Source organism: Flavobacterium sp. Root420 (genome assembly GCF_001427905.1).
Classification (GTDB): Bacteria; Bacteroidota; Bacteroidia; order Flavobacteriales; family Flavobacteriaceae; genus Flavobacterium.
This window is the reverse complement of sequence record NZ_LMEF01000001.1, coordinates 620,738-644,592: the sequence shown is the minus strand read 5'-3', so window position 1 is coordinate 644,592 and position 23,855 is coordinate 620,738. Positions and strand designations below refer to the sequence as shown.

Annotated in this window: 21 protein-coding genes; 11 read left to right on the top strand and 10 right to left on the bottom strand. The window is 32.7% G+C overall.

Annotated elements, in window-relative coordinates:
* The first annotated feature begins 187 nt into the window (after nt 1-187).
* On the top strand, nt 188-3,628 hold the full coding sequence (locus tag ASC72_RS02850) for a methylmalonyl-CoA mutase family protein (RefSeq protein ID WP_056186390.1): 3,441 nt from the start codon (nt 188-190) through the stop codon (nt 3,626-3,628).
* Between the two features lie 320 nt (nt 3,629-3,948).
* Here the strand turns inward: ASC72_RS02850 and ASC72_RS02845 are convergent, their stop codons facing one another.
* Nucleotides 3,949-4,290, bottom strand: a complete 342-nt coding sequence (locus ASC72_RS02845; protein ID WP_131725772.1) for a hypothetical protein — start codon at nt 4,288-4,290, stop codon at nt 3,949-3,951.
* 380 nt (nt 4,291-4,670) lie between these two features.
* On the opposite strand from ASC72_RS02845, the gene ASC72_RS02840 reads away from it, so the two are divergent.
* Nucleotides 4,671-5,291 (top strand): hypothetical protein, encoded by a 621-nt coding sequence (locus tag ASC72_RS02840; RefSeq protein ID WP_056186385.1) that lies wholly within the window; start codon nt 4,671-4,673, stop codon nt 5,289-5,291.
* Between the two features lie 71 nt (nt 5,292-5,362).
* Entirely contained in the window at nt 5,363-5,815 is a 453-nt protein-coding gene (locus ASC72_RS02835; RefSeq protein WP_131725771.1) for a hypothetical protein, read from the top strand.
* Between the two features lie 29 nt (nt 5,816-5,844).
* Here ASC72_RS02835 and ASC72_RS02830 read toward each other — a convergent pair whose 3' ends face one another.
* The 5 genes from ASC72_RS02830 to ASC72_RS02810 form a co-directional block, all read right to left on the bottom strand.
* Entirely contained in the window at nt 5,845-6,225 is a 381-nt protein-coding gene (locus ASC72_RS02830) for a hypothetical protein (protein ID WP_056186379.1), read from the bottom strand.
* A gap of 220 nt (nt 6,226-6,445) precedes the next feature.
* Nucleotides 6,446-6,832 carry a hypothetical protein gene (locus tag ASC72_RS02825; protein WP_056186376.1) on the bottom strand — a complete coding sequence of 129 codons (387 nt, stop codon included), beginning with the start codon at nt 6,830-6,832 and terminating at the stop codon, nt 6,446-6,448.
* Nucleotides 6,833-7,214: 382 nt separating this feature from the next.
* Nucleotides 7,215-7,622, bottom strand: a complete 408-nt coding sequence (locus ASC72_RS02820) for a secretion protein (RefSeq protein ID WP_056186372.1) — start codon at nt 7,620-7,622, stop codon at nt 7,215-7,217.
* Between the two features lie 452 nt (nt 7,623-8,074).
* Nucleotides 8,075-8,479: a hypothetical protein gene (locus tag ASC72_RS02815; RefSeq protein WP_056186369.1), complete on the bottom strand. Its 405-nt coding sequence runs from the start codon at nt 8,477-8,479 to the stop codon at nt 8,075-8,077.
* A 507-nt stretch (nt 8,480-8,986) separates the two neighbouring features.
* On the bottom strand, nt 8,987-9,394 hold the full coding sequence (locus ASC72_RS02810; RefSeq protein ID WP_056186365.1) for a T9SS type A sorting domain-containing protein: 408 nt from the start codon (nt 9,392-9,394) through the stop codon (nt 8,987-8,989).
* Between the two features lie 449 nt (nt 9,395-9,843).
* Between ASC72_RS02810 and ASC72_RS02805 the strand changes: the two genes are divergently transcribed.
* The 4 genes from ASC72_RS02805 (at nt 9,844) to ASC72_RS02790 (ending at nt 14,876) form a co-directional block, all read left to right on the top strand.
* Entirely contained in the window at nt 9,844-10,716 is an 873-nt protein-coding gene (locus ASC72_RS02805; RefSeq protein ID WP_056186362.1) for an AraC family transcriptional regulator, read from the top strand.
* A 108-nt stretch (nt 10,717-10,824) separates the two neighbouring features.
* Nucleotides 10,825-12,861, top strand: coding sequence for a M13 family metallopeptidase (locus ASC72_RS02800; RefSeq protein WP_056186361.1), 2,037 nt, complete (start codon nt 10,825-10,827; stop codon nt 12,859-12,861).
* Nucleotides 12,862-13,397: 536 nt separating this feature from the next.
* Nucleotides 13,398-14,267, top strand: a complete 870-nt coding sequence (locus ASC72_RS02795; protein WP_056186899.1) for an alpha/beta hydrolase family protein — start codon at nt 13,398-13,400, stop codon at nt 14,265-14,267.
* A gap of 90 nt (nt 14,268-14,357) precedes the next feature.
* Nucleotides 14,358-14,876, top strand: a complete 519-nt coding sequence (locus ASC72_RS02790; protein WP_056186357.1) for a hypothetical protein — start codon at nt 14,358-14,360, stop codon at nt 14,874-14,876.
* A gap of 68 nt (nt 14,877-14,944) precedes the next feature.
* Here the strand turns inward: ASC72_RS02790 and ASC72_RS02785 are convergent, their stop codons facing one another.
* Complete coding sequence (locus ASC72_RS02785) at nt 14,945-15,913, bottom strand: TerC family protein (RefSeq protein WP_056186354.1); 969 nt, start codon at nt 15,911-15,913, stop codon at nt 14,945-14,947.
* Between the two features lie 210 nt (nt 15,914-16,123).
* Nucleotides 16,124-17,137: a glutamine synthetase beta-grasp domain-containing protein gene (locus ASC72_RS02780; RefSeq protein WP_056186351.1), complete on the bottom strand. Its 1,014-nt coding sequence runs from the start codon at nt 17,135-17,137 to the stop codon at nt 16,124-16,126.
* Between the two features lie 428 nt (nt 17,138-17,565).
* On the opposite strand from ASC72_RS02780, the gene ASC72_RS02775 reads away from it, so the two are divergent.
* The 4 genes from ASC72_RS02775 to ASC72_RS02760 all read left to right on the top strand — a co-directional run bounded on the left by ASC72_RS02775 (nt 17,566) and on the right by ASC72_RS02760 (nt 22,419).
* Nucleotides 17,566-19,755: a glutamine synthetase III gene (locus ASC72_RS02775; protein WP_056186348.1), complete on the top strand. Its 2,190-nt coding sequence runs from the start codon at nt 17,566-17,568 to the stop codon at nt 19,753-19,755.
* Nucleotides 19,756-20,093: 338 nt separating this feature from the next.
* Complete coding sequence (locus tag ASC72_RS02770; protein ID WP_056186895.1) at nt 20,094-21,272, top strand: AIR synthase related protein; 1,179 nt, start codon at nt 20,094-20,096, stop codon at nt 21,270-21,272.
* Between the two features lie 94 nt (nt 21,273-21,366).
* Nucleotides 21,367-21,723 (top strand): hypothetical protein, encoded by a 357-nt coding sequence (locus ASC72_RS02765; RefSeq protein ID WP_056186345.1) that lies wholly within the window; start codon nt 21,367-21,369, stop codon nt 21,721-21,723.
* A gap of 87 nt (nt 21,724-21,810) precedes the next feature.
* Nucleotides 21,811-22,419 (top strand): GNAT family N-acetyltransferase, encoded by a 609-nt coding sequence (locus ASC72_RS02760; protein ID WP_056186893.1) that lies wholly within the window; start codon nt 21,811-21,813, stop codon nt 22,417-22,419.
* A gap of 5 nt (nt 22,420-22,424) precedes the next feature.
* Here the strand turns inward: ASC72_RS02760 and ASC72_RS02755 are convergent, their stop codons facing one another.
* Nucleotides 22,425-23,072 (bottom strand): hypothetical protein, encoded by a 648-nt coding sequence (locus ASC72_RS02755; protein WP_056186342.1) that lies wholly within the window; start codon nt 23,070-23,072, stop codon nt 22,425-22,427.
* 134 nt (nt 23,073-23,206) lie between these two features.
* Nucleotides 23,207-23,830: a M949_RS01915 family surface polysaccharide biosynthesis protein gene (locus tag ASC72_RS02750; protein ID WP_056186339.1), complete on the bottom strand. Its 624-nt coding sequence runs from the start codon at nt 23,828-23,830 to the stop codon at nt 23,207-23,209.
* Nucleotides 23,831-23,855: the final 25 nt, after the last annotated feature.

Below are 23,855 nucleotides of genomic sequence, written 5' to 3'. Positions count from 1 at the left end.
TTATATTTTAAAGTTGCGAAATTGCCATGTTTTGTAGGTTTATATACATTATATAAGATAGTGTATCAAATTGTTACCCCATTAGAAGAAAAAACTATTCTTTTTTTTTGTTAACATAAAGCTATGAGAGTAATCAAATATTAAAATATTTTGTAAATTGCTCCCTTAAAATTATCATATTCATAAAATGGAACAACAAATACCATATATTCCTAAAAATAAAGTAAGAATTGTCACCGCAGCCTCTCTTTTTGACGGACACGATGCCGCAATAAATATTATGCGTCGTATTATTCAGTCAACCGGAGTGGAAGTCATTCATTTAGGTCATGATCGCAGCGTTGAAGAAGTGGTTAATACCGCTATTCAGGAAGATGCAAATGCCATTGCTATGACATCCTATCAAGGAGGTCACAATGAATATTTTAAATATATGTATGACTTGCTTCATGAAAAAGGAGCAGGGCACATTAAGATTTTTGGTGGAGGCGGAGGAGTAATCCTGCCAAGCGAAATTTCTGAATTGCATGAATATGGAATTACAAGAATTTATTCTCCGGATGACGGTCGTTCTTTAGGATTACAAGGAATGATTAATGATTTAGTTCAACAATCAGATTATGCGATTGGTGATAAACTGAATGGAGAAATCGATCATATCGAAAGCAAAACACCAACGGCAATTGCACGTTTGATTTCGGCGGCAGAGAATTTTCCTGAAATTGCAAAACCAGTTTTTGATCAGATTCATACCAATAATACCAATTCTAAAATTCCTGTTTTGGGAATTACCGGAACGGGTGGTGCCGGAAAATCATCTTTAGTAGATGAATTGGTTCGTCGTTTTTTAATTGATTTCCCGGAAAAAACTATCGGATTGATTTCTGTCGATCCTTCGAAAAGAAAAACAGGCGGGGCATTATTAGGAGACAGAATCCGTATGAATGCCATTAATAATCCTCGTGTATATATGCGTTCACTGGCGACTCGTCAGTCAAATTTGGCTTTGTCTAAATATGTAGCCGAAGCGATTCAGGTTTTGAAAGCAGCAAAATACGATTTGATTATCCTTGAAACTTCAGGAATTGGACAGTCTGATACAGAGATTATGGATCATTCTGATGTATCCTTATATGTAATGACACCAGAATTTGGGGCAGCAACACAATTGGAGAAAATCGATATGCTTGATTTTGCTGATTTGGTAGCTTTAAATAAATTTGATAAAAGAGGCGCTCTCGATGCAATTCGTGACGTAAAGAAACAATATCAAAGAAACCATAATTTATGGGATAAAAATCCGGACGAAATGCCGGTTTTCGGAACCATTGCTTCACAGTTTAATGATCCGGGAATGAACACGCTTTACAAGGCGATTATGGATAAAATTGTCGAAAAAACCAATTCTGATTTAAAATCGACTTTTGAAATTACGCGCGAAATGAGCGAGAAAATCTTCGTGATTCCGCCACACAGAACACGTTATTTATCCGAAATTGCTGAGAATAACAGAGGTTATGATGAAATCGCACTGTCACAACAAAAAGTAGCACAGAAATTATACGGAATCTTTAAAACAATCGAATCGGTTTCTGGGAAAATTCCACAAATCAATAAAGCAGGAATTGATGACGATAGTGTCATCCTGAGCGGAGCCGAAGGACTTGACGAAAATAGAATCTTTTTAAACCTTTTACTAAATCAGTTTGATAAGGTAAAAATGGATTTAGATCCGTACAATTGGGAAATTATCCTGAATTGGGACGAGAAAGTAAATAAATATAAAAATCCGGTTTATACGTTTAAAGTTCGTGATAAGGAAATTAAAATTGCGACACATACTGAGAGTTTATCACACATACAAATTCCGAAAATTGCTTTACCTAAATATGAGGCTTGGGGTGATATTTTACGTTGGAATTTGCAGGAAAATGTTCCTGGGGAATTTCCGTTTGCTTCGGGATTGTATCCATTTAAGCGTGAGGGAGAAGATCCGTCAAGAATGTTTGCTGGAGAAGGCGGACCGGAGAGAACCAACAAACGTTTTCATTATGTGAGCGCAGGATTGCCGGCAAAACGACTTTCGACCGCTTTTGATAGTGTGACTTTATACGGAAATGACCCGGATATACGTCCGGATATTTACGGAAAAATTGGAAATGCCGGAGTTTCGATCTGTTGTTTAGATGATGCTAAAAAACTGTATTCAGGTTTCGATTTGGTTCATGCTTTAACATCAGTAAGTATGACCATCAACGGACCAGCGCCAATGTTGCTGGGTTTCTTTATGAATGCGGCGATCGATCAGCAATGTGAATATTACATTAAAGCCAACGATTTAGAAAAAGAAGTTGAAGCTAAAATCAACAAAATATATAAAGAAAGCGGATTAGAACGCCCAAGATACCAAGGCGATTTACCGGAAGGAAACAACGGTTTAGGTTTAATGCTTTTAGGTGTTACCGGTGACGAAGTTTTGCCTTTGGAGGTATATAATGAAATAAAAGTTAAAACATTATCACAAGTTCGCGGAACTGTTCAGGCTGATATTTTGAAAGAAGATCAGGCACAAAACACTTGTATTTTCTCTACCGAATTTGCTTTGAGATTAATGGGTGACGTTCAGGAATATTTTATTACGAAGAACGTTCGTAATTTTTATTCGGTTTCGATTTCAGGATATCATATTGCAGAGGCAGGGGCGAACCCAATTACGCAATTGGCTTTCACGCTTTCAAATGGTTTCACTTACGTGGAATATTATTTGAGCCGTGGTATGAGCATTAATGATTTTGGACCAAATTTATCGTTCTTCTTCTCAAACGGAGTAGATCCTGAATATTCAGTTATTGGTCGTGTGGCGCGAAAAATTTGGGCGAAAGCCATGAAAAACAAATACGGAGCCAACGAAAGAGCGCAAATGTTGAAATACCATATTCAGACTTCCGGACGTTCGTTGCACGCTCAGGAAATTGATTTTAATGATATCAGAACAACTTTGCAGGCTTTGTATGCGATTTACGACAACTGTAATTCATTGCACACAAATGCTTACGATGAAGCGATTACAACACCAACAGAAGAGTCGGTACGTCGTGCCATGGCGATTCAGTTGATTATCAATAAAGAATTAGGTTTGGCGAAAAACGAAAACCCAATTCAGGGATCGTTTATCATCGAAGAATTAACCGATTTAGTAGAAGCAGCCGTTTTACAAGAGTTCGACAGAATTACAGAAAGAGGAGGAGTTTTGGGTGCAATGGAAACCATGTACCAGCGTTCTAAAATTCAGGAAGAGAGTTTGTATTATGAAACCTTAAAACACAACGGAGATTTCCCAATTGTGGGAGTAAATACCTTCTTGAGTTCAAAAGGTTCTCCAACGGTAATTCCGGCAGAAGTAATTCGCGCCACCGAAGAAGAAAAACAATATCAGATTACGATGCTGGAGAACTTGCATCAATTCCACGAAGCAAAAGTAAACGAACACTTAAATAAGCTACAGGAAGCAGCCATTAAAAACGAAAACTTATTCGACCATTTAATGGAAGCTACGAAAGTTTGTTCTTTGGGTCAGATTACTTCGGCTTTGTTTGAAGTGGGTGGGCAGTATAGAAGGAATATGTAAAATGTTTTTAGGTTTTACAAATTAGAAAGCCTCTCAGAAATGGGAGGTTTTTTTGTGCTTAAAATTTAATGGTTTTACGGGTTTACTCAATTTAAATTAAAATTGTTTATTTATATTCGCAGCATATGATAAAATATTTGAATATTAGATAGCTGAAATCTATAAAGAATGAAGTTCACAGATTATAAAATTGCTGATTAAATAAGGGATAATAAAGAGAGACAGTTTTCAAAATGCTGTTTTTTTGTTTTTCTAAACTTTTCTTCGCTTTGTCTCGTCTCGCTTATGAACTAAAAGCACTAACAAGACACTCGCGCTAGTTATACTAATAAATTTTTTGCTGCTTGTATCTTAGGTTCCCTTGCTAATTTCAATACACTGGCCATTACCTCTAACCAATGTCCTTCACTATGAGTGTTGTGAAATGAAGCCCCATAATATGAAGCCGTTGTTGGATAAGAAACAATGTTTTTCTCTTTTGCAATTTTGGAAAATAACATTGCTAATTTTTCTTTATTTATAATTGTTGATTCAAACCTTTCGGGTAAAATACTACAGGTACAAAATAATGTTAAGCATAAATTTGATAACTCTTTATAAGTTACACTATTTGATATTGATTCATTTAAATAATAAAAAAGTTCTTTGGTACTATAATCCATAGCCTTGTATTTAATTTTAAGTTTTACGAGCGGTACCAGTAAAAGATCTTCGACTTTAAAATTAAAAAAATATTTAAGACTTTTCACCAACAATCTCCCCAACACAGCTCAAAGATTCCATTTCATCTAAAGGAAACATTTGCAAAACAGTTTCTAAAATCAAACTCAAATTACTAGAAGTGTTTTTTATTTGTTTCTGAAATTTTATGTTCGTCCTGATCTATTGCCAAAATGTATAATTTTAGCATATTGGTAATAATACAGCCAAGCTCATCATGATTTAACAATTTAATTTGAGCGGTATAAGCTTCAGTTTTATTTTTAAGGCAAAATGTTTCGGGGTATTTATCGTATATTTAAAATTAAATCTTGAAGTTATAATGAATATTGTACTAGAAAATAAGGGAGTCAAAACAGATTATTTTTATGTACCGCCTTTTGTTTTGGGAGAAGGCGAAGTAGTCGTTTTGTTTTTGTCTAATGGAGGTTATTTCTACGATACTGAAATGTTTCTAAAGGATATTTTTTGTGATACAACAAAACGTGAAAATGTAATTATACATAAAAAGATGACATTTGTTGAACATTTTAAGGAATCAAGTTTTAGAAGAACTTTTTATCCCACAACAGTTGGGGAATATTTAAGGAAAAATGCGAATCTTAATGATCCGTTTTCAAAAAAAATCTATGAAATAGAATGGATTACAAGTAAAACAAAAATGAATTCACTTGCTGGAAAGCCACGAAGACTTTTGTGTTTGTATGCGGCATTATCAAAGACAAAAGATATCGTGTTTGATTTGGTTGGAGTAGATCCGAAAGGATCTGATTTTATCTTTAAAATGGTAAAAAAAGCAATTGAAAATGGTGGTTCGGCAATTTTACTTGATAGTTTTCCTGATATGAAAGAACATGCATCAAAATACATTGAAGTAGAATGGAATAAAGATATGTTGCCACCTGTAAAAGAATTTAAATTAAACTTAAACAAAAATAATTAGATACTGCTTTGGCTTTGTTTGAAGTTGGCGGACAGTATTGAACGAATATGTAATTTTGATTTTTTAATTATATGACAACCTCTCAATATTTCATGAAACTGCTGGCTTTATCTGATTCAGAAAAAGAATATCAAGATTCTGATTTAGAAAACAGCATCATAAAAATTCTTTCAGATAATAACAGTTCATTTTTCAATCTCGCTGCCCTTTTTGAGGCAGAAGGAGGCAGGGAAGAAGAAGTTATCAATATTGAAATCATAAATAAAATTGCAAATACTTTGGGTCTACTGTTTATAAATCCAAAAGAAAGGGAAGGAAAAGTTTGCTTTGCCAATAGCCAGGATTTACGTCCTGATTTTAAACAAAGTTTTGTGTTGTTAGATCTATTAAATTTTAGTTCTGCTGTTTTACATTCGAGGATATATCGTCAAGGGAAGCAAGATTTTTTAGAAATCCCAATTCCATCAGATTCCTGTATTTTTTGGCAGTTGGTTCAAATAGGTAGTAATTTGCGAAACAAATAAAATAAAAATACATTCTTAGAGCTGCTTTTTTATTTCATTTTAGGCGACACTTTAGATTTACGTTTTAATCTTTCAATCAATGCATCTGCTTTTTCATTTTGAGAAATGAATCGCAAAGACTCTGCATATCGGTAATAGTACATAGGTTCCAGATCATATGTCATAGCAAATAACTCGCCGTACCATTTTGCTGCTTTATCCAGATTGCAAATAGCGTAAAAAGAATTTCCTAATTTCTGGAACAGATCTATAGATTTGTAGCCTTTTGCAGCCACTTTTTCGTAAGTTTTGGTTACATCAACATAAGCGTATTTCTCGCCTGTTTTATTGGTCACGTAATTTTCATTTTGAGCAGAAACCCCTAAACAAAAAAGAGTCAAGAGTAATAAAATGGCTAGCTTTTTTTTCATAAGCATATGAGTGTAAATAACTTAGTTTTACAAATATATTTAAATCTATTAATGTTTGGTTGTTTTAATGGTTAAATTTAAATTTAACTGCCATACTAACAGTTTGTTAGGATGATAATATCAAAACGTAAAAATCGTATTATATTGTAATAGTAAATAAAAAACAAAAAAAGCAGCTCCTAAAAAGAGCTGCTTTACTTTTTTTGGTAAAAAAGGGTGATTAACGACGAAAAGCAGGGCTTTCGTTTACAGATTCGTCTAATGCAGCTTTTTTAAGTTTTTTAGCTACAACTTTAATTTCGTGTTTTGCAACCTTACCATTTTCTTTAACTTCTAAAACGTATTTTCCTGCTGGAAAACCTTCTAAACTTATTGTTTTTGAAATTTCTAATTTGTCTGCAGCAGAATCTCCTGTGTAAACCACATTATTGTTTTCATCATAAATAGAAAAAACTGATTTTTCAACGGTGTTTAAAGTAAAGCTAACTACTTTTCCGTTTCCGGTAATTATATTCAAAATATAATCTCCTTTTCCATCAATTGCGTAGGTTAAAATTGTTGTTAGAAATAAGGCTACAACTAAGCCGATTTGGGAAATTTTTTTCATGTCTTTTTAAATTGTTTTTAAGTTATTTAATACCCTATAGCGGAACGGTAAAACTAGCAAAAAAAAATAATTTTGTGCAAAAAAATGCCGTTTTCAAACGGATAAGTTGCTGAATTAAAGATGTTTCTCTGTTTTTCTTAAAGTATGTACGTAAAAACTTAAAAATTGTATGTTTTTTAGCCTTGTTTTTTAAAAGTTTAAAAATCAGTCTTTTAAAATTATTAAGAATAGCTTTTCAAAAATAATAGCTGACTCAAAATTTTGCTAAAATTAAGGCATAAAAAAACAGCTCTATAACCACAAAGAGCTGTTTTTTAAAACAATCACGTTTTACTTTACTAACTATCTAACTTCATTTTATACTTTAGGGAGTATAAACTTTTTAACGGGCTGCTACACTTGTATTTTTATTATAGAAACCTGCTTTGTAAACCGATGAAACTGCTTTTTTTGATAAAACTGTAGTTTCATCAGTAATTGTAATTTCATGTTTTACTTTTTTTACATTGTCCTCAACTTCTAAATAGTAAGTTCCTTTCGGAAATTGTTCTAAATTAAAAGTTCTCAAAATTCCATCTTTACCTGAAGCATTTTCAGAATAAATTAGATCACCATCTTTGTCGTAAATAGCCAAGCTTGCTTTTTTTACCTGATTAAGGGCAAATGTGATAAGCTTTCCATTTGTTTTTAAAACATGAAGATTAAAATCTTCATTCCCGTCGATTGCATAAGTACTCATTCCGGTGAAAAGCACTGCACATACTAAACTCAATTTTAAAATCTTTTTCATGGCATTAGTTTTAAATTAATAGTTCTAATTCTCTGATGCTAAATTACTTCAGTTATATGATTTTTGCCACAACTCTATTTTCTAATTTCGATGCTATATTCTCATTTACGAAACCGTTATAGGTTAAAATTTAAATTATTTTTATCGTTTTAGTTAATTCACTTATTATTTTTCAAAGTTTTGTATGGTTTAAGGAAATGTAAAATTATCTGTATTTCTTACAAAAAGAATATTTTGAAGCTTAACCGCAAAGGTCGCAAAGCTACCATTTAGCTTTGCGACCTTTGCGGATTATAAAGTTCTCTACGTCAAAAAAACTTGCGTACTTTGTGGTTAAATAGGGCACAAAAAAAACAGCTCAATAACCACAAAGAGCTGTTTATAAACAATCACGTTTTTACTTTACTAACTATCTAACCTCATTTTTATACTTTATGAGAGTATAAACTTTTTTAACGTACTGCTACGCTTGTATATTTTGCAGCGTCTGCTTTATAAACTGATGAAATTGCTTTTGATGATAATACAGTAGCATCATCAGTTATTGTAATTTCATGTCTAACTTTTTTTACACTGTCTTCTACTTCTAAGATGTAAGTTCCTTCCGGAAATTCTTCGAAACTAAAAGTTCTCAAAATCCCCTCTTTGCCTGAAGCATTTTCATAATAAATTACTGAACCATCTTTGTCATAAATAGTTAAACTTGCTTTTTTAACCTGGTTAAGGGCAAATGTTACTAGTTTTCCATTTTCTTTTAATACATGAAGGTTAAAATCTTCATTCCCGTCAATTGCATAAGTACTCATTCCTGTGAAAAGCACTGCACATACTAAACTCAATTTTAAATTCTTTTTCATGGCATTATTTTTTAAATTAATAGTTCCTAATTCTCTGATGTAAAATTACTTCAGATCTATTTTTTTTAGCACAACTCTATTTTCTGATTTCGATGCTATATTCTCATTTACGAAACCGTTATAGGTTAAAATTTGAATTATATTTATCGTTTTCATTAATTATCCTATTATTTTTCAATGTTTAGTTTGAATTAAGAGTATGTAAATTTATCTGTATTTCTTACAAAAACTATTTTAAAAATTTAACCGCAAGGAGCGCAAGGTTTTTTTTATACCAGGTTTATACAAACGAAAAGTTCGCAAAGCTTTGTGTTGATAAAGCTTTGCGAACTTTGGTTTACTATAGGTGGTACTCCAGAATAAAAACCATTGCGCTCCTTGCGGTTAAATTAATAGCAAAAAAAAACAGCTCAATAACCACAAAGAGCTGTTTCTAAAACTTTACAGTTTTTAAACTTTACTAACTATCTAACCTCATTTTTATACTTTATAAGAGTATAAACTTTTTTAGCGTACTGCTACGCTTGTATTTTTTGCAGCAGAATCTGCTTTATAAACTGATGAAATTGCTTTTGATGATAATACAGAAGAATCCCCTGTTATTGTAATTTCATGTTTTACTTGTTTAACACCGTCTTCAACTTCTAAGATATAAGTTCCTTCTGGAAATTCTTCAAAACGAAAAGTTCTTAATATTCCGTCTTTACCTGAAGCATTTTCATGATATAATACTGTACCATCCATATCATAAATAGTTACACTTGCCTTTTTAACCTGGTTAAGAGCGAATGTTACCACTTTTCCGTTTCCTTTTAATACATGAAGGTTGAAATCTTCGTTGCCATCAATTGCATAAGTACTCATTCCTGTAAAAAGTACTGCACATACTAAACTTAATTTTAAAATCTTTTTCATAATCGTATTGCTTTAAATTATTAGTTCATTTTTCTGATGCTAAATTACTTCAGTTGTTGATTTTTTTTCACAACTCTATTTGCCAATTTATATGCTATATTCTCATTTACGAAACCGTTATAGGTTAAAATTTGAATTATTGTGTGTGTTTTGGTTAATTATGGAATTATTTTTCAAACATTTTTTATTTTTTAACATTTTTTAAATATTCTAACATTCTTACAAAAATGCTTTATACATATAAAAAAGCGGAATTAAATACGATATCTTAAAAAAATCAGGGATAAAAATATTGGTCTCGAAAAAAATGGCTAAATAGCCCTGTTTTTAGTATTGAAGAGAAATAAAAAATCATGATGAATTCTCATTTACGAAACCGTTATAGGTTAAAATTTGAATTATTTTAGGTGTTTTTGTTAAATTTGCTATTATTATTTAAAGATCTTATCATGAAGACTATAGCCCCAGCTCTTGAAGTGATATCAAACTCATACGGAAGTTCTTTTACCTACACTAAACACGCCGAAAAGTCTAATAGCAAAGCTCATTTATGGCATTATCATCCTGAGATTGAGTTGGTTTATATTAATGGCGGGGCAGGGAAAAGACAGATAGGAAGCCATGTTTCTTATTATACGAATGGCAGTTTGATGCTGATAGGTGCAAATTTGCCTCATTGTGGTTTTACAAATGAGCTAACAGGAAATATAAACGAAACGGTTATTCATATTAAACCTGAGTTTTTAGGCACCGACTTTTTTGTAGCTCCAGAGATGAGAAGGGTTCAAAATGTCCTGACTCAGTCTAAAGGAGGAATTGCTTTTGGTGGGAAAACTAAAAAGCAAATTGGCGATAAAATCGAAAAGATGGAAAACCAGCTTCCGTTTGAGCGTTTGCTAACCCTTTTGAGTATTTTAGATGAACTTGAAGCATCAGAAGAATATACAATTCTTAATGCAGATGGTTTCTCACTCGAATTGAACACTCAGGATAACGATCGAATGAAGGTGATTTTTAATTATGTAAAAGATCATTTTCAGGAATCAATTGCCTTAGATGAGGTTTCGAATCTGGTTAGCATGACAACACCATCCTTTTGCAGGTATTTTAAGAAAATTTCGAATAAAACATTTACCGAGTTTGTCAACGAATATCGTTTGGTTCATGCATCAAAACTTTTGGCAGAGAAACCAATTAGCATAAATGAGGTTTGCTACGAAAGTGGTTTTAATAACTTCAGCCATTTCAGTAAATCCTTTAAGCAATATACTGGTGTGAGTGCATCGCAATATCGTCACGAACACAAGATTATAATTCGTTAAGTCATTCTTTATAAAGTTAAAAAATATATATTTACGAGATTATTAGTACATTTTTAAACTAATAATCTCGTAAATATTGCTTTTTATAACAACCAATTTTATAACTGAATGAATTTATTTAAAAAACCTGTTGTATTCCTTATTATAGGGATGACCTTTTTTAGCTGTAACAAAAAAGAAACAGCATTTTCAGATCCATTAATTACCAATCGTGATACAACGGTTAATCCGGCAACTGATTTTTTTAATTACGCTAATAATGGCTGGTTTAAAAAAAATCCGATTTCAAGCACGGACAGTAATAACGGTATTATGCGAACTGTGATTGATACAATCAACGGACAGATTAAAAGTATTTGTGAAAAATCAGCAAAAGATGAATCTGCTGTTAAAGGAAGTAATAAACAAAAAATTGGTGATTTTTACGCTTCCGGAATGGATACAATTGCGATTGAAAAAGAAGGTTTAACACCACTAAATTCCGAAATCAAAAAAATAAATGAAGTTAAGGATGTTGCAGGGCTTATAAATTCAATCGCACATTTACAGACTGTAGGGGTAAATCCTGCGTTTTCATTTTATGTTTCCCAAGATGATAAAATAAGTACCAAATATGCTTTGTTTTTTGTGCAGGGCGGTTTAGGTATGGGGCAAAGAGATTTTTATCTGGAAACAGATAAACGAAATACAGAAATTCGTAAAGCGTACCAATCACATCTTAAAACAATGATGCGATTTATGGGTGAAGAGGAATCAACTGCAGCAAAAAGTGCATCAACGATTTTGAAGCTTGAAACCGAACTTGCGAAATCATCCCGAAAATTAGAATTACTTCGTGATCCGATTAAAAACTACAACAAACTTTCAGTTACTCAATTTAACACACTGACTCCTAATGTCGACTGGAAAAAAGTAATTCCTGTGTTAGGAATAGCAAAAGCAGATTCAGTAATTGTAGGTCAACCTGAATTTTTTAGAGCACTCGATAAAACTTTAAAAACATATTCGATCGAAGAATGGAAGATCTATCTTAGATGGACGCTTCTAAATTCGTATGCTTCCTACCTAAATAAAGGTGTCGAAAAAGAAAGTTTTAAATTTTATTCTACCGTTATGAATGGTGTTTCAACTCAAAAACTACGCTGGAAAAGAGTTGTAGAAAATACAGATCAATATTTAGGAGATTTAGTAGGTCAGGTTTATGTTTCGGATTATATGCCGAAAGGAGTTAAGGAGAAATTATTGGAAATTGGAAATAATATCCGTGACGTATTTGCTGAGCATATTAAAAAACTGGATTGGATGAGTGACGCTACTAAACAAAAAGCGTTATACAAATTGAGCAAAATTGTAATGAAGTTAGGTTATCCGGATAAATGGAAGGACATGAGCCAACTCTCGATAGATAGAAAATCGTATTGTACAAACGCTATGCAGGCCAATATATGGGATTATAAATACATGGCTAATAAATATGGAAAACCAGTAGACAGAAATGAATGGGTTATGCAGCCACAAACGTATAATGCGTATTATAATCCGAGTAATAATGAAATTGTTATTCCGGCTTGTAATATTATCGTACCTGGTTATGAAGGCCGAATGCCAGACGACGCTATATTATATGGTGTAATTGGAGGGTCATTCTTTGGACATGAAATTACACACGGATTTGATGATCAGGGAAGTCAATATGATGAAAAAGGGAATCTGAATAATTGGTGGACATCAGAAGATTTGAAAAAATTTAAAGCTAAAACCAAGTTGATTGTTTCGCAATATAACAAATTTACAATTTTGGGTAAAAATGTGAACGGAGATGCTACTCAGGGTGAAAATATTGCCGATTTGGGCGGAGTCATTATGGGTTATGAAGCATTTCAAAAAACCGAACAATATAAAAAGAAGGAAAAGATTAATGGACAGACTCCTGATCAGCGTTATTTTCTGGCGTATGCTTATTCCTGGATGGTAAATAGAAGAGATGAATCTAAAATCAATCAAATTACGACTGATGTTCATGCCCCGGAACAATTTAGAATAAACGGACCATTGAGCAATATTCCTGAATTCTACAAAGCGTTTAATGTCAAAAAAGGAGATAAAATGTATCAGCCGGATAGTTTGCGTGTCGTGATCTGGTAAGAAATAAATTTTCATATAAAAGCCATTCGTTAGCTGCGAATGGCTTTTTTTATTTCTGCCAAAGAGTAAAAATATTTTTTAGCCACAAATTACACAAATTAATTTCTTTATAGTTTGCGGCGAAGATTTGAACTGACTTTAAGTAATTTTAAAAAACAAACTTATTATAATTCGAGAAAATTCGTTTAATGCTTAGTCCATTCAATATTGCTCGAGTAATGGCAGCATTTTTATTTCAAACATAATAAAAATCAATTCGCGGAAATTCGTGTAATCCGTGTAATTCGTAGCAAAGCATTTATCACAAACCTAATAAAAATGAATTCGTGGAAATTTGTGGTAAGCTTTTATACGACCCATAATAAAATAAATTCGTGAATTCGTGGCAAAGTTTTTACCACAACAGAATAAAATCAATTCGTGGAAATTTGTGTAATCAGCAGCAAACCTTTTTATCACAAACAAAGGGTCGGATTTTTCATATGATTTATTCTGAAAAAACTATATTTACAATCCCTAATCTAAAAAATACCAATATGAAAAACTTTAAAATTTTAGTATTTACAGCTTTTTTGTGCATTACGTCTATGAGTTATGCGTCAAAAGTAGATACTTTACAAATTGCCAGTACAGCGATGAGCAAAACCTACAAAGCTGCAGTTGTATTGCCAAATTCTTATGCTAAAAGTAAATCCGCTTATCCGGTAATGTATTTGCTTCACGGGGCATATGGGCATTTTGGTGATTGGTTGAAAAATACACCGAATAAAAAACTAGTTCAGGGGTTGTCTAACCAATACAATATAATTATAGTGATGCCAGAAGGTGAAACGTTTAGTTTTTATCTGGACAGTCCGGTAAATAAAGAAAGTCAGTTTGAAACTTTTATTACTCAGGAAGTGATTCAGAAAGTAGATAAAACATACAGAACGATTAGCAATAGAAACGGAAGAGTAATCACCGGACTTTCGATGGGCGGGCACGGTGCACTTTATTTGTCTGCCAAACATCCGAATCTGTTTTGTGCCGCCGGAAGTATGAGTGGTGCGGTAGATATGAGTACAATGCTCAATCGCGAATCATCAGCTCAGGTTGTTAAATTAATGCAGCCTGTTTTTGGAGATAAAAGCGATAGCTCTGAAATGTATGCAAAGTATGCTGTTATGAATATGTTGGATAAAATTAAAGAAAACAAATTGCCTTTGATAATAGACTGTGGAGTTGACGATTTTTTAATAGAACCAAATCGTGAATTACACCGTAGATTAGTTTATAATAAAGTAGAACATGATTATACCGAGCGACCGGGAGCTCACACTTGGGATTATTGGGAGAACTCGCTTCCGTATCATGTATTATTTTTTAACAAAATTCTGCTTAAAAATCAGCAGGTTACGAAAAAATAATATTTTTTTTAAGAAAGAAGGGTTAAAAAACTTTTTTTGGTTTAATTTTTGAAATACCTTTATGTATAAACCTTAAAAAAAATATAAATTATGAAAAAGATATTGACACTTTTCGCAATTGTTGGATTAGTTGCATTTTCAAGTTGTAGTAGTGATGATGATGGACCGGACAATGATACATATCCAGTCGCATTTGAAATTAAGAATGTTAATTTAACTAGATCAGGTGCAGATAATTATTATAAAATAAGCAATACATTTAGTAATGAAATTGGAACTCCTTTATATGATGATGAAACTGTTTTAGTTTATAGATTATCTGATGTTCTGGATTCAAATACGCCTATTTGGCAATTAATACCAAGAACAATTTATTTTGATGACGATAACGAACTAGACTATGATTATGATTTTAGTAAAGTAGACTTTGTAATTTCTGCTAGAGGAACTTATAATTTGCTTACTAAACCATCATATATTAACAATCAGACTTTTCGTGTTGTAGTTGTTCCTTCTAATCTGTTAGCATCTATTAATAAAGATAATTATTTAGATGTAATGAAGACTTTAAAATTAAAAGAGAATCAAATTAAACAAATTAATTTCTAAGACTTAAAATATCATAAAAAAAAGGAGATCAATTTGATCTCCTTTTTTTATGAATATATGTTAGAAAATCAATCCAGATCTAAATCTGTAAGTTCTTTTTCTTTACCAAATTTAAGAGAAACCAAGATCCCTACTAAAAGTGATAGTGCAATAAATCCTAAAGAAGCCCATTCCGGAAGGTGAATAAAATCATGCAGTAGCATTTTTAATCCAACAAAAGCTAAAATAGCAACTAAGCTGTATTCCAGATAGCTGAATTTTGCCAGCATATTGGCAAGAAAAAAATACATAGAACGTAATCCAAGAATCGCAAAAATATTAGAACTAAATACCAAAAACGGATCAGAAGTAATAGCTAAAATTGCAGGAACACTATCAACTGCAAAAAGCACATCCATAACTTCAATAACAATTAAGGCTACAAATAAAGGAGTAGCGGCTTTTTTTCCTTTTTCTGTTAAAACGAAAAATTTCTCGTGCTCCATATGAGAGGTAATCGGAATAATTTTTCCAAGTGTTTTATAAACAAAAGAATCTTTCGGCTGGAAATCTTCGTCTTCACTAGAAAATAGCATTTTTACAGCGGTGAAGAGCAAGAATAAACCAAATACATAAGTAGTCCAGGTGAATTTATTGATTAACATAACTCCGAAGAAAATCATCAATCCACGAAAAACGATGGCTCCTAAAATCCCCCAGAATAAAACGCGATGTTGGTATTTTTGTGGTATTTTGAAAGAAGCGAAAATAATAGCAATAACAAAAATATTATCAACACTTAAAGAAAGTTCGATTAAATAACCCGTAATAAACTTCATGGAAGCAACTGCAGGTTTTAGCCCATCAGGATTTGCAATATAATCTGTAGTATAAAGCCAGTAAATTACACCAGAAAACAAGAACGAAAGTGTTACCCAAATCAATGTCCATTTGCTTGCTTCTTTAGTACTAATAATATGAGGTGTTTTATTAAAAACTCCTAAGTCTAAAGCAAGAATAATTATGACGGCTAATAAAAAGAAAATCCAAACCATTATGATATTTTTTAAATGATTTACAAAGATAAGTTTTGAAGTTTAACTTAAAAATTAAATTATTAGAAAATTACCTTCAATTTCTAAACCCGACAGGTTTTTAAAACCTGTCGGGTTTGATGCAGTCCTGAGACTTCTTTTCTTAATGACAAACGATCGAAAAAAAGAGGCTGCCTTTTGGGCAGCCTCTTTAGGTATAATGTAAGCTTTGAATTATAGTGCTGATTTAACAGTTTTGATAATTCTTGCAGCAATTTTGTATGGATCTCCGTTTGAAGCTGGTCTTCTGTCTTCTAACCAACCTTTCCATCCTTTTTGAACAGTCATTAAAGGAATTCTGATAGAACATCCTCTGTCTGAAACTCCATAAGAGAAATCGTGGATAGAGGCAGTTTCGTGTTTACCAGTTAAACGTTGGTCGTTGTAAGCTCCGTAAACTGCAATGTGCTCAGCAGTAACAGGACGGAAAGCCTCACAGATTTTTTCGTAAGTAGCTTTATCTCCACATGTTCTTAACACCTCGTTAGAGAAGTTTGCATGCATTCCAGAACCATTCCAGTCAGTATCTCCTAGTGGTTTTGGGTGGTATTCGATATAGTAACCATATTTTTCAGTCAAACGATCTAGTAAATAACGAGCAACCCAGATTTCGTCTCCGGCTTTTTTAGCACCTTTAGCGAATAATTGAAATTCCCATTGTCCGCAAGCTACTTCTTGGTTAATACCTTCAAAGTTAATTCCGGCAGCGATACATAAATCAGCATGTTCTTCTACTAATTTTCTTCCGTGAGTGTTTTTTCCACCTACAGAACAGTAGTACATACCTTGTGGAGCAGGATAACCTCCAACAGGGAAACCTAATGGCAATAAAGTTTTAGTATCCATGATGAAATATTCTTGTTCGAAACCAAACCAGAAATCACCATCATCATCAATAGTAGCTCTACCGTTTGAAGAGTGTGGAGTTCCATCAGCATACATAACTTCAGTCATTACTAAATATCCATTGATGCGGGTTGGATCAGGATAAATTGCAACAGGAACTAATAAACAGTCTGAAGAACCTCCTTCGGCTTGTTTTGTTGATGAACCATCAAATGACCAGTTTCCAAGTTCTTCTAATGTTCCTTTGAAATTTTCGTGCTCCTCAACTTTCGTTTTACTTCTAAGATTTTGAGTTGGTTCATATCCATCTAACCAAATGTACTCTAACTTAATTTTAGCCATAATAATATAAATTTATTTTTTTGTTTTTTTTCGATTGGTCAAATATAGATTTATTTTTTTAGTCCTAAAAATTAGGGGGCTATTTTGTTTTACGGAGTATAATTTTTTTGAGAAGCGCAATTTAGATGGGGGTATATTTTTAAAAAAGCAATTTTTAACACCATAAAAAAATAAATTCGTAATAATTACGAACTATTTTTGAATTTATGGGTTAAGAAATTATGAAAAAATGTTTATTTAATGAATAATACCGATGTATTTTGTTACATTTCTTTAAATTGAATTAATTATTCTTTGAAAAAGTGATCTTCTGTTGAAATATTACCACATAAATTTTGAAAATTTATCTTTTAATCAGGCTGTTTTATTGTTTATATTTGTTCCTCTTTTTTTAGTGAAATTTATTACGAATCTTTAAACTTACATACATGTCAACATTACGTTTCCAAGCTTTGAAAGAAGCTTCTACAAGAAAGCCAGTGCATTTTGAAGAAATTGATAGAAAATCTAACATTTTTGGTTCAAATGTGTTTAACGAAAAAGCAATGAAGCAATATTTAACTTCGGATGCTTTAAAAGGAGTTAGGGATGCGATTCAGCACGGAACTAAAATAGACAGAAAACTGGCAGATTATATTGCCATGGGAATGAAAGAGTGGGCTTTGGCCAAAGGCGTTACGCATTATACACACTGGTTTCAGCCACTTACCGGAACAACCGCAGAAAAACATGATGCTTTTTTTGATATTTCTTATGATGGAAGTGATCCGGTAGAAAAATTTGGCGGAGCGCAATTGGTACAACAAGAACCTGATGCATCAAGTTTCCCGAATGGTGGAATCAGAAATACATTTGAAGCCAGGGGTTATACCGCCTGGGATCCTACATCTCCGGCATTTATTTATGGAACTACATTATGTATTCCAACTGTTTTTATCGCTTATACAGGTGAAGCCTTAGATAATAAAATTCCATTGTTAAGAGCCTTATCTGCTATGGATGAAGCGGCCACTGAAGTATGTCGCTATTTTGATAAAAATGTCAAAAAAGTAACAGCAACTTTAGGTTGGGAGCAGGAATATTTTCTGATTGATAAATCATTAGCTAATTCCCGTCCTGATTTAATGATGACAGGAAGAACCTTATTAGGACATACATCTGCAAAAGGACAACAGCTTGATGATCATTATTTTGGTTCTATTCCAACTCGTGCTTTAACGTATATGAGAGATTTAGAGCAGGAATGTATGTTATTGGGAATTCCGGTAAAAACACGTCATAATGAGGTCGCGCCAAATCAGTTTGAGCTGGCACCCATTTTCGAAGAAACAAATTTGGCTGTTGATCATAACTCCTTATTAATGGATGTGATGCAAAGAGTAGCAGAACGTCATGATTTTAAGGTGTTATTCCACGAAAAACCATTTAAAGGCGTTAACGGTTCAGGAAAACACAACAACTGGTCATTGGCAACAGATACAGGAGTTAACTTGTTGAGTCCTAGTAAGACCCCAATGAGTAATTTACAGTTTTTGACTTTCTTTATCAATACGATTAAAGCGGTAAATGATTATGAAACTTTATTAAGAGCATCAATTGCAACAGCAAGTAACGACCACAGGTTAGGAGCGAATGAAGCGCCGCCTGCGATTATTTCTGTTTTTATTGGAGCACAATTGACTAAAGTTTTGTCTGAATTGGAAAGTGTAACAACTGGTAAATTATCTCCGGAAGAAAAAACCGATTTAAAACTGAATGTGGTGGGCAAAATTCCAGACGTTCTTTTAGACAATACGGACAGAAACAGGACTTCTCCTTTTGCCTTTACAGGAAATAAATTTGAGTTTAGAGCAGTTGGTTCAAATGCAAACTGTTCAAACGCGATGACAACCTTGAATGCTATTGTGGCCAAACAATTGAAAGATTTCAAAATAGAGGTTGATAATTTGATCGATTCGAAAGACATGAAAAAAGATGATGCCATCTTTAATGTTTTAAGAGAATACATCAAACAATCGAAGAAAATACTTTTTGAAGGTGACGGATATAGCGATGCCTGGGAAAAAGAAGCAGCTAAAAGAGGTTTAAGTAATTTTAAAACAACTCCGGAAGCAATTAAAGCAAAAGTTTCTAAACAAGCTTTAGATTTATTTGATGAATTAGGAATCTTAAATCATGTTGAAGCCGAAGCTCGCTACGAAATTGAATTGGAAGAATACACTAAAAAGATTCAGATTGAAGGAAGAGTTTTAGGTGATATTTCCAGAAATCATGTAATCCCGACAGCGATTCGTTACCAAAATACCTTAATTGAAAACGTAAAAGGTTTAAAAGAAATATTTGGAAAAGAGTTTGAAACCATTGCGAAAGAACAAATTGTTTTGATCAAAGAAATTTCAGGTCATATCGAAGGAATCAATTCTAAGGTATTGGCGATGACTAATGAAAGAAAAAAAGCAAACCAATTAACGGATGCCCAAAAAATGGCTGAAGCGTATTGTAATTATGTAAAACCTTATTTTGAAGATATTCGTAATCACTGTGATAAATTAGAATTATTGGTTGATGACGAAAGTTGGACACTTACAAAATACAGAGAATTATTGTTTACTAAATAGTTTTTTAAACACGAATTACACTAATTTTATTTTCATACTTTTAATGGAAATCTAAATATTCAAAAATCATCCTTAGCGGATGATTTTTGTTTTATAAAAATTTGTGATAATTTGTGTAATTTGTGGTGAATTTTTCGACGCAATCTTTAATCGATTAAATCTTATAATCTGTGGCTTTTTTACTTCTCCAATTTAATTAGTGAAAATTAGTGTAATTGCTTCGCCAATTCGCTATCGCTCGGGTAGTGGCAAAAACTTTTTTACAATCAACATCCGAATCAATCAAAGAATTAAAAAAAGGGATTATCTTTGCACCACATCAACACAAACTAATTTTCATGAGTTCAGATTCTAGCAAAAGGTACGCACAAAGAGGTGTTTCAGCATCAAAAGAAGACGTACACAACGCCATAAAAAATATTGACAAAGGTTTATTTCCCCAGGCATTCTGCAAAATTGTCCCTGATTATTTAACTCAGGATTCAGATCATTGCTTAATTATGCATGCTGACGGAGCTGGTACAAAATCGTCTTTGGCGTATATGTATTGGAAAGAAACCGGAGATATTTCAGTTTGGAAAGGAATTGCTCAGGATGCCTTAATCATGAATATCGATGATTTATTATGTGTTGGAGCAACCGATAATATCTTGCTTTCATCAACTATCGGAAGAAATAAAAACTTAATTCCGGCAGAAGTTATTTCGGCAATTATCAACGGAACGGAAGAATTAATTAACGAATTAAAATCTTTCGGTGTAACTATTCATTCAACTGGTGGAGAAACTGCTGATGTTGGAGATGTAGTTCGTACTATTATTGTAGATTCCACTGTAACGGCACGTATGAAGCGTAGTGATGTTGTGGATAATGCCAATATTAAAGCTGGAGATGTAATTGTTGGTTTAGCTTCTTTTGGTCAGGCTACTTACGAAAAAAGCTATAATGGCGGAATGGGAAGTAATGGATTAACTTCTGCACGCCACGATGTTTTCGGAAAATATCTGGCTAAAAAATATCCTGAAAGTTATGATGCCCTTGTTCCGGAAGAATTGATTTATTCCGGTCAGGTAAATTTAACGGATGAAGTGGAGAATAGTCCAATCAATGCAGGTCAGCTGGTACTTTCTCCAACAAGAACCTATGCGCCAATTATCAAGAAAATTTTAGATACTTATACTCCAAACGAAATTCACGGAATGGTACATTGCAGTGGAGGAGCGCAGACTAAAATTTTACATTTCGTTCAAAATTTACATATTATAAAAGATAACTTATTTCCGGTTCCACCATTGTTCAAGTTAATTCAGGAGCAATCAAAAACCGATTGGAAAGAAATGTATCAGGTTTTCAACTGCGGTCACCGTATGGAAATTTACGTGCCGGAAAACATTGCACAGGATATTATTGCGATTTCAAAATCATTCAATGTCGATGCACAAATCGTAGGTAGAGTAGAAGCGGCTGATAGTAAAAAGTTGACTATTACCAGCGAATACGGAACATTCGAATATTAATTTTTTAATGTAGAGGCGCACAGCAGTGCGTCTTACGTAATGTTAGACACACTGCTGTGCGCCTCTACAAAAAATAATCGTTAAAAAAATCGTTATGTACGAATTACTTTTTTGGAGATATTTAGATGAGATTTATTTAAATCATCACGAAGTTTATGAAGCTCTTGTGGAAAAAGAACAAGTTGATGGATTAGAAACACTTCCGGTAGAAGTAATTCTAAACCGAATCGCTTCGGTATTTTCAGAATGGGAAAAAGTAGATGAAAACAGCTGGCAAAATACTTCAGGAAAAGGTGCGTTCCAAGTTATTTCAACACCACAAAGCATCAAAATAGACTGCTACGGAACTGAAGGAAAAACCATGAATAAGTTAGTCGCTTTGATGGAAGAATTCAAATGTCCATTATACGATCCGCAAGTACCGGAACGTTATGACGAAATGAGTGAGTAATCTTTGTGAGCTTCTGTGAAATCTTGGTGTAGCTTTGCGGTATAATTATTCTGCAAAGTGACAAAAACTTCAAAAGAATATAAAAGCATGAATCAAGAATATAGTTTCAGTTTCTCAGACAATATTATTTTAGAAGACGATTTGGTTTTATTACGCCCTTTGCAGGAATCAGATGTCGAAAATTTACTGGAAATCTCTATCAATGAGCCAGAAACCTGGAAATATTCTTTAGTAGGTGCAGACGGAAAAGAAAACCTGATCAATTATATTCAATCGGCCATAAAAGCAAGAGAAGAAAAAAGAGAATTTCCATTTATTGTTTTCGATAAAAAATCTCAAAAATACGCAGGTTCAACACGTTTTTACGACATACAGCTCGCATATAAAACAGCGCAATTAGGCTACACCTGGTATGGTTCTGCTTTTAGAGGAACTGGTCTTAACAAGCATTGTAAATTCTTATTGCTTCAATTTGCTTTTGAAACTCTTGGATTAGAAAGAGTAGAATTTCGCGCAGACAACAGCAACAAAAGAAGTATTGCTGCAATGAAAAGCATTGGCTGTAAAGTCGAGGGTGTTTTAAGGAGCCACATGCCAACCACAAATAGCGAAGTTCGTCGCGATTCTATAGTTTTAAGTATTCTTAAAGACGAATGGTTTGATGAGGTTAAGGAAAATTTAAGAAGGAAATTATAATTGAATTAATGATAGTAAATCTTTGGTAAATCAGGCAAATGAAATGTATTATTGTCTAGTTTTTCCTCACTTATTTGAATTGCGGTATATGTTATCGCAATATTTTTTCCATCATATTTATATTTTAACCAAGGTGCTTTTGCTTGCTCAAAATATAAATCAGTAAAACTAAATTTACTGTCTTTGTAGTTTTCCGGGTTTATATATAATGAAGGATCGTACCAATAAGAATTCTTAGTATCCTCCAATTCATGAATTAACAATTTACATTTTCGGTTAAGAATTATTTTTTCAGACTTTTCAAATTTGGAATTAATTAATTGTCGGCTTTCATTATTATAAGGTGTAACAAAAAGCGTGTCAATACCATTTCGATAATCATATTCCTTATTGTCATTTTTGATAAAATATATCGTTTTTATGTCTTCACCATTATATGACATTTTGAAGTTACCTTCTTTAAAGTACTTTGTCATTCTGGTACCATATATTTTTTGGAGATCTTCTGTAGAAATGTTATTTGTCTTCGACACAACAGAAATTTCATATGTAATTTTTCCTTCAAATTCATTTTTATTATTTTCAATATTTTTCTTTTGGCAGCTAGAAGTAGCAAATATCAAAATTGATAAAAAGAGTGTAAGTGATTTCATGAGTTCGATGTTAGCTAAATTGATGTCTCCAGCTACTAGCTATTTAAAAATTATAAAAAAGGTTATTTTGTCTAAACAAAAATATATCAAAAATGATAATTCAACTAAGCCAGCAATTAACGGGAAAGAGAAACCTACCCATCTTTCAATAATAATCCCTGATCCTGCCTTATTTTCTCAACTAATTTATCTACAAAAATCTTTATTTTCTGTGGCAATAAATTCCAGTTCGCATCTTTTTTAAAACTTCTGCAATAGTCTAAATCGCATTCGACAGCGCGGATCACATATTTTTTGTTTTTGTAAATTGTAATAATTTTAAGTCGTTTTATTTCGTCACTTTCATTTCTTGTTCCATAAACAATAATAGGCTCAATATAACCATCTCCATCAAGATCTTTAGTACTGCAATATTTTGTCCAAAACCAAATATTGGTTTCTTTTGGTTCTGTGATTTCGAGTAAATCATTTATGCGCCATTTTTCAAGAAAACCACCATGATCGTTCATTGTGCAAATGGCTTGAATTTTAGTATTTAAAGTATCTTTTTTACTAATTTTTTTTTGATTTTCGCATAAAAGCAATTCATAAACTCCTCCTTTATCACTGTACTCAAACGCTTTGTATATGGGGAAATCTGAAACACCGTCGAGTTCACGTTCTATAATTTGTTCTTTTGTAAGTCTGTAACTTTCTATTTTTTGAGCATAGTTAAATGTCGAAGAAAAAAGAATCAGAATGAAAATATAATTTTTCATGAATGGGATTGCATATTAGTAAATC

Excerpts from the sequence above, each read along its gene's own strand:
- ASC72_RS02850 (WP_056186390.1), top strand. The coding sequence starts at position 188 with ATGGAACAACAAATACCATATATTCCTAAAAATAAAGTAAGAATTGTC.
- ASC72_RS02845 (WP_131725772.1), bottom strand. The coding sequence starts at position 4,290 with ATGGATTATAGTACCAAAGAACTTTTTTATTATTTAAATGAATCAATA.
- ASC72_RS02840 (WP_056186385.1), top strand. The coding sequence starts at position 4,671 with ATGAATATTGTACTAGAAAATAAGGGAGTCAAAACAGATTATTTTTAT.
- ASC72_RS02835 (WP_131725771.1), top strand. The coding sequence starts at position 5,363 with ATGACAACCTCTCAATATTTCATGAAACTGCTGGCTTTATCTGATTCA.
- ASC72_RS02830 (WP_056186379.1), bottom strand. The coding sequence starts at position 6,225 with ATGAAAAAAAAGCTAGCCATTTTATTACTCTTGACTCTTTTTTGTTTA.
- ASC72_RS02825 (WP_056186376.1), bottom strand. The coding sequence starts at position 6,832 with ATGAAAAAAATTTCCCAAATCGGCTTAGTTGTAGCCTTATTTCTAACA.
- ASC72_RS02820 (WP_056186372.1), bottom strand. The coding sequence starts at position 7,622 with ATGAAAAAGATTTTAAAATTGAGTTTAGTATGTGCAGTGCTTTTCACC.
- ASC72_RS02815 (WP_056186369.1), bottom strand. The coding sequence starts at position 8,479 with ATGAAAAAGAATTTAAAATTGAGTTTAGTATGTGCAGTGCTTTTCACA.
- ASC72_RS02810 (WP_056186365.1), bottom strand. The coding sequence starts at position 9,394 with ATGAAAAAGATTTTAAAATTAAGTTTAGTATGTGCAGTACTTTTTACA.
- ASC72_RS02805 (WP_056186362.1), top strand. The coding sequence starts at position 9,844 with ATGAAGACTATAGCCCCAGCTCTTGAAGTGATATCAAACTCATACGGA.
- ASC72_RS02800 (WP_056186361.1), top strand. The coding sequence starts at position 10,825 with ATGAATTTATTTAAAAAACCTGTTGTATTCCTTATTATAGGGATGACC.
- ASC72_RS02795 (WP_056186899.1), top strand. The coding sequence starts at position 13,398 with ATGAAAAACTTTAAAATTTTAGTATTTACAGCTTTTTTGTGCATTACG.
- ASC72_RS02790 (WP_056186357.1), top strand. The coding sequence starts at position 14,358 with ATGAAAAAGATATTGACACTTTTCGCAATTGTTGGATTAGTTGCATTT.
- ASC72_RS02780 (WP_056186351.1), bottom strand. The coding sequence starts at position 17,137 with ATGGCTAAAATTAAGTTAGAGTACATTTGGTTAGATGGATATGAACCA.
- ASC72_RS02775 (WP_056186348.1), top strand. The coding sequence starts at position 17,566 with ATGTCAACATTACGTTTCCAAGCTTTGAAAGAAGCTTCTACAAGAAAG.
- ASC72_RS02770 (WP_056186895.1), top strand. The coding sequence starts at position 20,094 with ATGAGTTCAGATTCTAGCAAAAGGTACGCACAAAGAGGTGTTTCAGCA.
- ASC72_RS02765 (WP_056186345.1), top strand. The coding sequence starts at position 21,367 with ATGTACGAATTACTTTTTTGGAGATATTTAGATGAGATTTATTTAAAT.
- ASC72_RS02760 (WP_056186893.1), top strand. The coding sequence starts at position 21,811 with ATGAATCAAGAATATAGTTTCAGTTTCTCAGACAATATTATTTTAGAA.
- ASC72_RS02755 (WP_056186342.1), bottom strand. The coding sequence starts at position 23,072 with ATGAAATCACTTACACTCTTTTTATCAATTTTGATATTTGCTACTTCT.
- ASC72_RS02750 (WP_056186339.1), bottom strand. The coding sequence starts at position 23,830 with ATGAAAAATTATATTTTCATTCTGATTCTTTTTTCTTCGACATTTAAC.